Genomic DNA, 12,809 nt, shown 5'->3' with positions numbered 1-12,809 from the left:
TCATGTATCACAACGAACTGCAAGCCATCACCAAAGCCAATCGCTACCGAAGCCGTAAGCTTTATGATGACGATTTGGCGGATTTTAGCTCGAACGATTATCTCGGCTTTGCTGAAAATAAAACCCTTTTTGAACATGCCGTAGCGCAAGTTTCTCAGTATAAAACGCATGCTCCAAAAGCTTCCATTTTAGTCAATGGCTATCATCCCATTCATGAAGAATTTGAAGCGTTTTTAATTAAACATAACGGTTTTGAAGCCGCCCTGGTGTGCGGGAGTGGTTTTTTAGCCAATTTTTCGTTGATTGAGGCGTTACCGCGCAAACGAGATCTTTTAATTTTGGATGAAGAGTATCACGCCAGTGGTATGGTCGCCTCTAAAACGGTGGATGCTGAGGTGTTGCTTTTTAAACACAATGATGCGAATCATCTGGAGAGTTTGATCAATACACACAATCATAACCGTATTATTATTGCCGTTGAAGGCATTTACTCAATGAGTGGCGATCTTCTCAATCCTGATATTTTTGAGATAGCGGATCGTTACAATGCGCTTTTGATTGTGGATGAAGCGCACAGTGTGGGTGTTGTGGGTGAGCATCTTCGAGGTGTGTTTGATCTTTACAACATTGCACCCAAAGCCAACCATATCAAAATGGGCACACTGGGAAAAGCTTTGGGAAGTTATGGTGCGTATATTTTATGCTCCGAACACATCAGCGAATTTTTACAAAATCGTGCTAAAGCAATTATTTATACTACCGCTCCTTCATTGTTCGATATTTCCTTGGGCTACCAAGGGTTAGTGTACATTTCCAAAAATCAAGCAAGCTTGAAAGTTGAAATAGCCAAACGTCAAGCTGTTGTGAAAACGGTATTGGGCGTGAATATTAAAGGGTTGATCTGCTCATATCCATTGAGCGAAGGTGCCGATGCCCTAAGTATTCAACAAAAATTGATAGAAGAGGGCTTTTTAGTGGGAGCGATTCGACCTCCTACGGTTCCAAAACCTATTTTGCGTCTGATCCCACGCCTTGGTGAGAGTGTAGAAAAGTTAGAAACGTTGTGCTCTCTGATCCAAAAGGGGAGCTTTTGAGCTTTACATGTAAACAGCTTCTCATCAAAAGTAAAGTGAAAACACTGCTTGATGTGAGCTTTTCTTTTGAAAAGTCGTTTGCATTGATTGGCGAGAGCGGCAGTGGAAAAAGTTTGACACTCAAAGCGCTCTTAGGGATGTTACCTCAAGAATTGGATGCATCGCTTGAGTATAATGCTTCATATGAACTGCATCGAGGTGAAAGCATCGCTTTTGTACCGCAAAATCCTTTTACGGCACTCTCTCCTTTGACAAAAATTAGTCAACAGTTTATGGTAAGCGAAGAAATTGCAGAGAAATACCTGAAAATGGTAGAACTAGATATTGCCTTTTTAGATCGTTTTCCCTCTGAACTGAGCGGTGGACAGTTACAACGTCTTATTATTGCGATGGCGCTGTCGCTAAAACCTAGACTTTTACTCTTGGATGAGCCGACAACGGCGCTGGATGAAGAGAGTAAAACAACGGTTTTGGAGCTGATTTCAAGGCTTCAAAAAGAGTGTGAATTTGATCTACTGTTTGTAACGCACGATATTAGTACCATTGAGCATTTATGCGATAATGTTGGCATTATTCAGCAAGGGAAAATCGTTGAGAGCGGTTTGACCAAAAATATTTTACAGGACCCAAAAGAGGCGTATACGAAGCAACTTTTAGAGTCTGGATTTAGACAAAGGAGTTTTAGAACGTGAAATATATTATAACAATTTTGACGATGATTGCATTTGCAGCTTTGATGGCACTTATTTTTTTATACGCACAAATCAGGTTTGATGCCTATAAAATTATTGATTATGCACCAAAATTAACCACACAGATTTATGATAGAAATGGTGAACTCATTGCCAATCTTTTTGATGATGAAAATAGGTTATATGTGGACTATAAAAATATTCCTCCACGTTTGATCGAAGCATTAGTTGCCACCGAAGATACCTCATTTTTTGAGCACAGTGGTATTAATCTTGAGGCTATTTTTAGAGCACTTGTAAAAGATATTCATGCCATGAAAATGGTCGAAGGTGCAAGTACCATTACACAACAGTTGATTAAAAATACGGTTCTCAGTCGTCAAAAGACGTTAACGCGAAAAGTCAATGAAGCTATTTTGGCATATACCGTAGAATCTTCTTTAACCAAAGAGCAGATTTTGGAGCGTTACTTTAATCATGTTTATTTTGGGCATGGCTACTATGGTGTTAAAACAGCGGCACATGGTTATTTCAATAAAACTCTTGATGCTCTTACCCTTAAAGAAATCGCCATTCTTGTAGGACTTCCTAAAGCTCCTAGCTCTTACGATCCGACAAAACATATGGATCTTTCGTTGAGCCGTGCCAATCAGGTTGTCAATCGTATGTATGCCTTAGGTTGGATCAGTGAGGCTGAGTATACGAAATCAACACTAGAGCATCCAATGGTGTATGATGAGACACTCACACGAAATCGTGCGCCTTATGTTGTGGATGAAGTTATTAAAAGCTTAAGTACAGAGTATGATGATATTAAAAAAGGTGGTTATCAAATTTATTTGACGATTGACTTAAAACTTCAGCATTTAGCGCATGAGTCGCTCAAAGTAGGTTACAATGGCATGGTTTCACGAATGGGTAAAGATGCCAATGCTTCGGATCTTAACGGTGCGATGGTGGTTATGGAAAATGGTACGGGCAATATCCTAGCCCTTGTGGGGGGATTGATTATGCGAAAAGCAGTTTTAACCGTGCCACCCAAAGTAAACGCCAACCCGGTTCAAGTTTTAAACCGTTCTTGTACCAAAAAGCGTTGGATTGGGGATACTCTCCTCTGTCTGAAATTCCAGATATTTCACGAACCTATGTCAATAGCGAAACCGATGAAGAGTGGAAACCTAAAAACTATGAAAATGATTTTGAAGGACTGATAACCCTTAAAGAGGCATTGGTTCATTCACGCAACCTTGCAACCATCAACCTTTTATCGCTTTTGGGATTGGATAGTGTGTATAAAGAACTCAAAAAAGATGGTTTTAAAAATCTCTCCATGGACCTCTCTTTAGCGCTAGGAAGTTTTGGAATCTCTCCCCTAGAGTACAGTGGTTTTTATTCAATGTTTGCAAATTATGGTGTAAGAACAGAGCCAATGTTGGTTAAAAAAATCATTAATCGTCAAGGTGTAGAAAAAGTTTATGAAACCAAAACACAAACAATGACTTCTCCAAAGCAGAGCTATTTGATGATTGATATGATGAAAGAGGTTGTCAAACGAGGAACGGGTAGAAATGCACAAGTGCCTGGTATTGAAATTGCAGGTAAAACAGGAACAACCAACAGCAGTGTGGATGCCTGGTTCTGTGGTTTTTCTCCTGATATTGAAGTGATCACTTGGTTTGGAAATGACAATAACTCCCCACTCAAAAAGGGTGAAACAGGTGGTCGCTCAGCTGCGCCAGCCTTTAAATACTTTATGACAAAATATGTGGAACTTCATCCAGAAACAACACGTGAATTTAAAATACCAGAAGGCGTTGAGTCTCGTAAAATTGATGGAACAACAGAGTTCTTTACCGACGTCTCACCTTTCCCAAAAACCAATAATGTCAAACAACTCAAAGAAGATAGTGGGTTGATGTTCTAGTGGATGATGGATTGCCAAGAGAGAAGAAGTTTTAGAAAGCTACTTCAACGTAGCTTTTCAAGCCAAACTAAGAAGTAATTTAGCGTAAGATTTAACTCTGCCTCATAGAGGTAAGCTTTAGTACCCAGTGTAACGTAGTTTTTCAAGCTCAGCTTGGAAAGCGTATAGGAATAAAAAAAGGGAGCAAGAAGCCAAAAAAGCTTCCCACTCCCTGATAGCTATTAAAATACTAGCAAGAGTACATTGTTTTAAATTCGAACGCTGTAGGTCTAGCCTCATCTGGCCAAACTTGAGTTTCAAATTTATAGTGTTGGTAGGTATCCAAAAATTCTGGAGTCATAACAGGTTTAAGATAGTCATTGTCACGAATTAACGCTTCAAGTGAACCTCTTAAGGTATGAGGCATTTGGTTGATACCTTTTTCTCTAATTTCATCGAGTGTAAGCTCAAACAAGTCTTCATCCATTGGACCAACAGGCTCAGCTTTGGTTTTGATACCGTCAATGCCTGCAAGAAGCATAGAAGCAAATGCAAGGTATGGGCATGAAGTTGAATCTGGGAAACGCATCTCAACACGAACAGATTTTTCACCTGCACCGTAAGGGATACGGCAAGATGCTGAACGGTTTTGCATAGAGTACGTAAGGATTGAAGGTGCTTCAAATCCTGGGATAAGTCTTTTGTATGAGTTGGTTGATGGGTTAGTAAAAGCGGCAACGCTTCGTGCATGTTTCAAGATACCGCCGATGTACCAACGTGCCATATCGCTAAGGTTGGCATATTCTCCCGCTTTAAAGAACATGTTTTTACCATTTTTCCAGATAGATTGGTGAACGTGCATACCGTTACCATTGTCACCGTAAAGTGGTTTAGGCATAAAGGTTGCTGTTTTGCCATTGAGGTGAGCTACCATTTTAACAACATATTTGTATTTTTGAACGTTATCGGCTGCTTCAACAAGAGAACCAAATTTAACGCCGATTTCTCCTTGTGCTTGAGCAACTTCATGATGTACAACGAAGACTTCAAGACCAATTTGTTTAAGGGTTTGTACCATTTCAGCACGTAAATCTACCATAGAGTCGATGGGTTGAACAGGAAAATATCCACCTTTTGTACCGGGGCGGTGACCTGTGTTATAGCCATCAGTGAAACTTTTTGCGCTATTCCAAGTACCTTCTTCAGAGTCTACTTCATAGTATGAACAGTTAATGTCGTCTCTGATTTTAACATCATCAAATACGAAAAATTCATTTTCTGGACCAAAGTAAGCGACATCACCCAAACCTGTTTCAGCAAGGTATTTTAATGTTTTTTTAGAAATACTTCTTGGACATTTCTCGTAGAGTTCACCTTTATAGATGTCAAAAACATCACAGAAAACAACAACGGTAGAATCAGCTGTAAATGGATCTAAAAATGCTGTTTCAGCCTCAGGTTTAAGGAGCATGTCAGATTTATTAATTGGTTGCCAAGCATCAATGGATGAGCCATCGAAAGGGATACCATTTGTGAAAGATTCAGCACTAATGGATTCAATAGTGTATGTAAGGTGATGCCATGTTCCTTTCATATCAGTGAAACGAAAATCGACAAATTCAACTTCATTGTCAGTAGTGTATTTGAAAAACTCTTCAACACTGTTAACGAATTTACCCATGTTGTAACTCCTAAGATTTTAAATTTCAGTAATTTTATCAGATTGAGCTGAAAATAAGGTCGAAAAGAGTGCTTAAAAATTAACCAATATTCGATCTCTACTTTCAAAAGTTGCACATTTTTTATACCCATAATTTTTTGCAATCGCTCTAAGGTCATCTTGTAAAAAACCAATATGATCGATTGCATGGGCATCTGAGCCAAAAGTGATTGGAATATCGTGTTCGGCAATCAACTCTAATAGTGGATGACTTGGGTATTGCTCTCCCACTGGTTTACGAAAGCCAGCAGCGTTGAGTTCGATTGCCATATTGGCGCCTTTGATAGCCTTAATGGCCTCTTTTGCAATCATCCTCACATCTTTTTTGGGTAAATAATTAAAGACTTTTATGAGATCTAAATGGCCAACGATATCAAATAAGCCACTTTTTGCCATAGCCGTAATCGCCTCAAAATAACGCTCCCACACTTCATCAATATTTTTAGTGCGGTACTCTCCAATAAATTCGGGATTGTCAAACCCCCATGAACCTAGATAATGCACAGAGCCTATAAAATAATCAACGCTACGCTTGAGCACACGCTCATCAATGTAGCCTTGCAGAAAATCGACTTCATAGGCCAGTAGAATTTTGATTTGGTCTTGGTACTTTTCTTTTACATGTAAAACATCACGCTCATAATCTGCCATTTGTGAAAAGCTCATTCTGTAGTCTTCATCAAAGTTCATGGGAGCATGATCTGAAAAGCCAAAAACATCTATTTTTTGAAGCAGAGCCGCTTGCACGAACTCTTCTATACTCCCTTCCGCATGGTGACACAAAGGGGTATGGTTGTGAAGATCAATCATCATTGTAGGCATCCTTCAATCAGGGTCTTAAAGTTAAATTATATAAAAAGTTCACTATAATAGACCATAATTTGTCACTTTGAGGAGAAAGCTTATGACGCAAGAGGAACTTGATGCTTTGATGGCGGGCGATTTAGACGAAATGGACGAAACTGCACCCCAAGAGGAGAGCATCGCCCAAGAAGAAGAGACAGAGGGGAGTAATGCTTTAAATGAACAAGAAGAGCATGATAAAGCTACGACCCAAATGATGAATGAATATAGAACATCATCCACAATGTCTTGGCCACCACCACCACCAACAGATGATCACAAAATGGTACATCAACTGGATGATGTGACCAAAGACTCTGAAATTAAAGCAACTCAGGTATTTGATAAACTTGAAATCGTCAATAATTTTATGCTGAGTGCAGAAGATAATGCGAAAGAGGTCATTAAACTTATTGAGTCTAATATCACGCTTTTTGAAACATTGGTATCAAAATTTCCTAAAATTGATCAATTCCAAAAAGCATTGGATGACAACAAAGGGATGAAAGAACGTGTTGAAGATCTTTTAATGAATGCCCAAATGGCTGAAGATGAGATTATGATGACGATGGACATTATGCAATACCAAGATATTCACCGCCAAAAAATTGAACGTGTTATCAATGTAATGCGTGCGCTTTCAAAATACATGAGTGCATTGTTTGAAGGCTCTAAAGATGATACCAATCGTGTTAGTTCCGCCGTACATATTCATGGTGACACAACAACAGAAGATGTTGTGAGCAATGAAGATATTGAAGCGTTGATCGCTAGTTTAGGAAAAAAATAGGTGTCAAACGTCGAACTGCTTTCTCCTGCTGGAAATTTTGAAAAGTTAAAAATAGCGCTGGCGTATGGCGCGGATGCCGTGTATGCAGGGGTGAGTCACTTCTCCCTTCGCATAAGGTCTGGCAAAGAGTTTACCTATGAGAGCTTTGAAGAGGCGATCAATTATACGCATGCACGAGGAAAACATTTGCATGCTACCATCAATGGCTTTCCTTTCAACGCGCAAATTCCTCTTCTTGAAAAGCACATTGAGCGTGTGGCAGCGATGAAACCCGATGCGTTTATTGTGGCCGCTCCTGGTGTGATTAAACTGGCACGTAAAATTGCGCCTCAGATTCCTATCCATCTTTCAACCCAAGCGAATGTTTTAAGTTACCTCGATGCTGAAGTGTATTCTGATATGGGAGTGAAGCGTATTATCGCGGCACGTGAAGTGAGTTTGAAAGATTTGGAACAGATCAAAAAGCATCTGCCGCATTTGGAACTGGAAGTGTTTGTTCATGGTTCAATGTGTTTTGCCTATAGTGGTCGCTGTTTGATCAGTTCGGTGCAAAGTGGACGTGTCTCCAACCGTGGAAGCTGTGCGAATGACTGTCGTTTCCCGTACACCCTTTACGCACACAACGAAGAGAGTGGAACGCTGTTTCGTATTGAAGAAAGCGTTGAGGGCACGCACATTATGAATGCAAAAGACCTCAATCTAAGCGCGCATGTCAAAGAAATCTTAGACTCAGGTGTCATTGATTCATTGAAAATCGAAGGTCGAACGAAGAGTTCGTATTACGTAGGAATTACGACTAAAACGTATCGTCAAGCGATTGAGGATTATTATGCCGGTCAATTTGATGCAAGCAAATACACGGCAGAGCTCGATACCACCAAAAACAGAGGGTTTAGCGATGGTTATTTAGTAAACCGTCCGTTTGAAAAAAATGACACGCAAAATTTAGCGCACTCGATCAGCGAAGGCACGCACCAAGTGGTTGCGCAAGTGGACGAAGATGGTGCAACGTGTCTTTGTAAGGATGTTTTATCTTTACATGTAAACTATGATTTGGTCATGCCAACCCATCTCAAAATTGAAGCGATGGAGAATGACATCGGTACTATTTTTGAAGAGGATGGTTCTTGGAAAATAAGCTTTAAAAAACTTCAAACGCCTAGTGGCAAACTGTTTGATGAGATACACAGCGGCAATGTCAATGCGATTGTCTTGCCCACAACCCTTCCAGGGTTCACATTTTTAAGAGTAAAGATAAAAGGATAAAACGTGAAGTTCGTTTCTATTATAATGGGAAGCAAAAGTGATTTTACTGTGATGGAAGAGTGTGCAAAAACACTGGAAAAATTTGGCGTATTGTATGAGATTATCGTCTCTTCCGCACACCGAAGTCCAGAGCGAACCCATGAGTATGTCAAAAATGCGGAAGCTAAAGGGGCAAAAGTCTTTATTGCCGCAGCAGGTATGGCAGCACATTTAGCAGGTGTGGTAGCCTCTCTTACGACCAAACCCGTCATTGGTGTTCCAATGAAAGGTGGCGTTATGGAAGGTATGGACGCACTTTTAAGTACCGTTCAGATGCCAGGTGGAATGCCTGTAGGAACAGTAGCGATTGGCTCAGCAGGCGCTATTAACAGTGCCTATTTAGCGATGGAAATTCTAGCCCTTGCTGATGAAGAATTGGCGGCGAAACTCAAAGAAGATCGTATTTTAAAAGCAAAAAAAGTTGAAACAGATTCTATGGGTATTGAAGTTATCTTATAAAGGGTGAAACAATGAACAGTTGGATGGGAATTGAAGAGTTTAGCACATTAGTGAATTTGGATATTTCTGCCATTCAGTCATTGATTGATGAGGGGAAACTCATCACGAAGAATGAAGAGGGCAAATGCTTTGTTGAGGTAAGTCGTAGCGCACAAGCACTGATTCCTGCCACCAAAGGGATTGTTCTTGATAGCACTTATGAAGGCTCCTCTATCTCAATGAGCTCTGAGTTTGTTGAAAAAACGGTTGGCGCCATTTTAAGTCTGCATGAAAAAGTGTTGGATGCCAAAGAAGAGACACTTGATGCACTCAAAGGTGAAAACCGCTTTTTAAAAGAGGCACTTTTTTCGATGCAAGAGCTGTGTGACGAAGATCGTAAAGTCATTGAGACACTTACTAAACAGCTTGAACTGTTACAAGATGAGCTTGACTTTACCAAGCGAAAATATAAAATGATGTGGAACAAAGCGGTGGAAAGTTATACCCCGCCAACAAAATAATCTTTACATGTAAACAAATGAAGAAGGAAAGAAATAGTGCTTACATTTAGTCAAATGCTTTTAAACCTCCAAACTTTTTGGCAAGATCAAGGCTGTACCATTGTCCAGCCTTACGATATGCCTGCGGGTGCTGGAACATTTCACAATGCAACCTTTTTGCGAAGCTTAAGTAGCAAACCGTGGGCAACGGCGTATGTTGCGCCAAGTCGTCGTCCAACAGATGGAAGGTATGGTGAAAATCCAAACCGTTTGGGAAGTTACTATCAGTTTCAAGTGCTCATTAAGCCTAGTCCTGACAACATTCAAGAGCTTTACCTTAAAAGTCTTGAAATGCTGGGTCTTGACATTAAAAAACACGATATTCGCTTTGTTGAAGACAACTGGGAATCTCCAACGCTGGGTGCGTGGGGTCTTGGTTGGGAAGTGTGGTTGGATGGTATGGAAGTGACACAGTTTACTTATTTTCAACAAGTAGGTGGTATTCCATGCAGCCCTGTGCCTGTTGAGATTACCTACGGTGTTGAGCGTTTGGCAATGTATTTGCAAGAAAAAGAGTCTGTGTTTGATTTGATTTGGAATGAAAATAAATTTGGTGTAACAACCTACGGTGATGTGCATAAACAGAGCGAGTACGAATTTAGCAAATACAACTTTGAAATTGCCAATGTCTCTATGCTCTTTGATCAATTTGAAAATGCGCAAGTGGAATGTAAACGCTGCCTTGAAGAGAATTTACCATTACCAGCGTATGATTACTGCTTGATGGCTTCGCATACGTTTAACGTCCTTGATGCACGTAAAGCAATTTCGGTGACACAACGCCAAAACTACATCCTTAAAATTCGAGAACTTGCCAAAGGATGCGCTGTCAAATACAAAGAAGTGGTGGGTTAATGACGCTTGGCGCACTTTATGATTTTTTAGATACACTGAGTCCCTTTGCTACGCAGGCACGTTGGGACAACAGTGGTTTATTGATTGGGAGTTTGGATGATGAGGTAGAGCAAATCTACCTTAGTCTTGATGTCGATGGTTCACTCTTAGAACAAGTAACGCCAAATTCGCTTATCATCACGCATCATCCCCTTATTTTTAATGGTTTAAAACAGCTCGATTTCGCAAAATATCCTTCCAATTTAATTCAAATTATGGTACAAAAAAAGATCAGTTTGATTGCCATGCACACCAACTTTGATCTCTCCCATTTAAATGCTTATGTTGCTTCAAAACTAGGCTTTGAAGTCAGTGAAACCAAAGAGTTTGTTGCCTACTGCGAGGTGAACCAAAGTTTGGATGATTTGGCTTTACATGTAAAACACGTTTTGGGTATTGAACATTTACGAATCGTGCGAGCACGTGAGTGGATTGGGCGTTGCGCAATCACGACAGGATCTGGGGGCGATTTGATTACTCAAATTGAAGCCGATTGCTTCTTAAGTGGTGATCTAAAGTATCATCAAGCGATGGAAGCAAAAGAAAATAATCTCTCATTAATGGACATAGGTCACTTTGAGTCCGAGCGCTATTTCCCAGAGTGTTTGGGCAATTATTTGAAAAATTTGCCATTAAAGGCTATAATATCAAATTCTAAAAATCCGTTTGAGTACAAATAGAGGACACATAACATATGAATAAGTATTTAGAACAGTTAATTGAGCTTTCCAGGTTAGACAAAGAGATCGACGATTTTGGTCCACGTATTGCCAAAGTTGAGAAAATGTTGAAACTTTCTTTAGATAAAGAGAGAGATTTAAAACTCCAAGCAGAGTCTTTCCAAGCGGACATTGCAGACGCTAAACTTAAAAAAGCAAAAAATGAATCACATTTAGCAGAACTTTCCGCTAAACTTAAAGATATTACGAAAAAAAGCGCTTTGGTCAAAACAGCCAAAGAAGTGAAAGCACTTCAACTCGAAGAAGAAATTTCAAAAGAGCAGTGTGATTTTGCCAATGATGAAATTAATCGCCTAGATAAAATTGTTGATTTAAAACAAGCCAATATTGCGGCATTACAAGAAAAAATTGCAGAGGCTGTCAAAGAGGCAGAAGAGATTAAAACTTCGATTGATTCACAAATTAAAACGATTGAAGAAGAACGTAAAAATGTTTATCAAGCAAAAGAGGAATTGGTTTTACAAATGAGCCAAAAAATCTTGACTTTTTATCAAAAAATTAGAAAATGGGCTCAAAACAGTACGGTTGTACCTGTTAAAAAACAAGCATGTTATGGCTGTTTTATGCGAATGAATGATAAAACATATGCTAGCGTATTAAAGCAAGATGATATTATTACCTGTCCACATTGTGGTCGTATTTTATACAAAGAGATTGAGGAAATTAAGGCGTAAGCTTTGATTTTTTTTTATTATGTATTGGCAACGCTACTCTATCTTTTAGCGTTGCCAATACTTATTTACCTTCGTTTTAAGCCAAAATATTACGATTCAATTCCCGCACGTTTTTTTTTGAAAAACAATTCTCGCTTTGCAGAGGAAGGTGTTTGGTTTCATGCATGTTCATTTGGAGAAGTTCGGTCACTAAGTCCTTTTATTGAAAAAATTGAGCCTTCAAGTGTACGTATTAGTGTCATAACTCAAACGGGATTTAAAGAAGCTTCCAAATATCCATTAGCGCAAGTACGCTATTTGCCATTTGAAATATTCCTACCGTTTTGGATACGAAAACAAAAAGTATTGATCGTTATGGAAGCCGAACTTTGGCCACTTCTCTTTATTGTCGCCAAAGCAAAGGGAATGAAAACAGTTTTACTCAATGCCCGAATATCCGATAATTCTTATGCTTCCTATGTTCGTTTTGCTTGGTTGTATCGTTGGATTTTTAACTCAATAGATCTGATTTTTGCACAAAGTACTGAGGATGAGCAGAGATTGAAAACGCTTGGTGCTAAAGTCGTGCAGGTATGTGGCAATATTAAGGCGTTTAGTCGGTATGAAGTAAGCCGTGTGTATCCAAAGCAACCTCATAAAAGAGTGGTTGTTCTTGCCAGTACCCATGAGGGTGAAGAAGAGTTGATTTTATCGCATCTTAAATTGCTTCCCAATGATCAGCTCATTGTCGTGCCAAGGCACCCTGAGCGATTTGCAAAAGTAAGTAAACTTTTAAGTGCATATGCTGACAAAGTAGGTAAAAGTTTCATGTGTTTATCTGGGCACACTACGTTGGATGCCGATATCATTTTATGCGATAAAATGGGTGAACTTATTAATCTGTACGCCATTGCTGATGTTGTGTTCTTGGGCGGTTCTTTTGTGGATGGTGTCGGTGGGCACAATCCACTAGAACCTGCATTTTTTGGGACAAAACTTATCAGCGGTGAGTTTATTTTTAACCAAAAAGTGCTTTTTGATGCGGTGACAAATGCCTTTACATGTAAAGCTGAAGAGATAAAAAACGTTTTTGATAGTATTGATACTTATCCCAAAAGTACTATCGTTCATCATGGCGATATAGAGCCACTATTAGAACAAATATTAGGAAAATAAA

General features: G+C 39.5%; 12 protein-coding genes and 1 pseudogene. 11 read left to right on the top strand and 2 right to left on the bottom strand.

All coding sequences use genetic code 11. The features are described 5' to 3' along the window. Window positions 1-2 precede the first annotated feature (2 nt). The 3 genes and pseudogenes from SJPD1_RS10195 (at window position 3) to SJPD1_RS10185 (ending at window position 3,710) form a co-directional block, all read left to right on the top strand. Entirely contained in the window at window positions 3-1,094 is a 1,092-nt protein-coding gene (locus SJPD1_RS10195; RefSeq protein ID WP_338055369.1) for an aminotransferase class I/II-fold pyridoxal phosphate-dependent enzyme, read from the top strand. Next, window positions 1,091-1,786 carry an ATP-binding cassette domain-containing protein gene (locus tag SJPD1_RS10190; RefSeq protein WP_096047071.1) on the top strand — a complete coding sequence of 232 codons (696 nt, stop codon included), beginning with the start codon at window positions 1,091-1,093 and terminating at the stop codon, window positions 1,784-1,786. The genes SJPD1_RS10195 and SJPD1_RS10190 overlap by 4 nt, the downstream gene beginning before the upstream one ends. A 23-nt stretch (window positions 1,787-1,809) precedes the next feature. Then, window positions 1,810-3,710, top strand: a pseudogene (locus SJPD1_RS10185) (transglycosylase domain-containing protein). 229 nt (window positions 3,711-3,939) lie between these two features. Here SJPD1_RS10185 and glnA read toward each other — a convergent pair. Continuing rightward, window positions 3,940-5,370: a type I glutamate--ammonia ligase gene (gene glnA, locus SJPD1_RS10180; protein ID WP_096047070.1), complete on the bottom strand. Its 1,431-nt coding sequence runs from the start codon at window positions 5,368-5,370 to the stop codon at window positions 3,940-3,942. A 72-nt stretch (window positions 5,371-5,442) separates the two neighbouring features. Continuing rightward, complete coding sequence (locus SJPD1_RS10175) at window positions 5,443-6,222, bottom strand: histidinol-phosphatase (RefSeq protein ID WP_096047069.1); 780 nt, start codon at window positions 6,220-6,222, stop codon at window positions 5,443-5,445. Window positions 6,223-6,313: 91 nt separating this feature from the next. Between SJPD1_RS10175 and SJPD1_RS10170 the strand changes: the two genes are divergently transcribed. The 8 genes from SJPD1_RS10170 to waaA are packed head-to-tail and all read left to right on the top strand — an operon-like array spanning window position 6,314 to window position 12,808. Continuing rightward, entirely contained in the window at window positions 6,314-7,042 is a 729-nt protein-coding gene (locus tag SJPD1_RS10170; RefSeq protein ID WP_087439064.1) for a chemotaxis protein, read from the top strand. Beyond that, complete coding sequence (locus SJPD1_RS10165) at window positions 7,043-8,308, top strand: peptidase U32 family protein (protein WP_096047068.1); 1,266 nt, start codon at window positions 7,043-7,045, stop codon at window positions 8,306-8,308. A gap of 3 nt (window positions 8,309-8,311) precedes the next feature. Continuing rightward, window positions 8,312-8,806: a 5-(carboxyamino)imidazole ribonucleotide mutase gene (gene purE, locus SJPD1_RS10160; RefSeq protein ID WP_096047067.1), complete on the top strand. Its 495-nt coding sequence runs from the start codon at window positions 8,312-8,314 to the stop codon at window positions 8,804-8,806. 11 nt (window positions 8,807-8,817) lie between these two features. Next, the gene (locus tag SJPD1_RS10155) at window positions 8,818-9,306 is read left to right on the top strand and encodes a DUF3972 domain-containing protein (protein WP_096047066.1); all 489 of its coding nucleotides are present in this window, start codon (window positions 8,818-8,820) and stop codon (window positions 9,304-9,306) included. Window positions 9,307-9,342: 36 nt separating this feature from the next. After that, window positions 9,343-10,200, top strand: a complete 858-nt coding sequence (gene glyQ, locus SJPD1_RS10150) for a glycine--tRNA ligase subunit alpha (RefSeq protein ID WP_096047065.1) — start codon at window positions 9,343-9,345, stop codon at window positions 10,198-10,200. Next, on the top strand, window positions 10,200-10,919 hold the full coding sequence (locus SJPD1_RS10145; protein ID WP_096047064.1) for a Nif3-like dinuclear metal center hexameric protein: 720 nt from the start codon (window positions 10,200-10,202) through the stop codon (window positions 10,917-10,919). Before glyQ ends, SJPD1_RS10145 begins: the two co-directional genes overlap by 1 nt. 14 nt (window positions 10,920-10,933) lie before the next feature. Continuing rightward, the gene (locus SJPD1_RS10140; RefSeq protein ID WP_096047063.1) at window positions 10,934-11,653 is read left to right on the top strand and encodes a zinc ribbon domain-containing protein; all 720 of its coding nucleotides are present in this window, start codon (window positions 10,934-10,936) and stop codon (window positions 11,651-11,653) included. 3 nt (window positions 11,654-11,656) lie between these two features. Continuing rightward, window positions 11,657-12,808, top strand: coding sequence for a lipid IV(A) 3-deoxy-D-manno-octulosonic acid transferase (waaA, locus tag SJPD1_RS10135; RefSeq protein ID WP_096047062.1), 1,152 nt, complete (start codon window positions 11,657-11,659; stop codon window positions 12,806-12,808). The last annotated feature ends 1 nt before the right edge of the window (window position 12,809 follow it).

Origin of the sequence: Sulfurospirillum diekertiae (assembly GCF_002309535.1) — a bacterium.
GTDB classification, from domain to species: Bacteria; Campylobacterota; Campylobacteria; order Campylobacterales; family Sulfurospirillaceae; genus Sulfurospirillum; species Sulfurospirillum diekertiae.
This window is presented reverse-complemented; position numbering and strand designations above follow the sequence as displayed.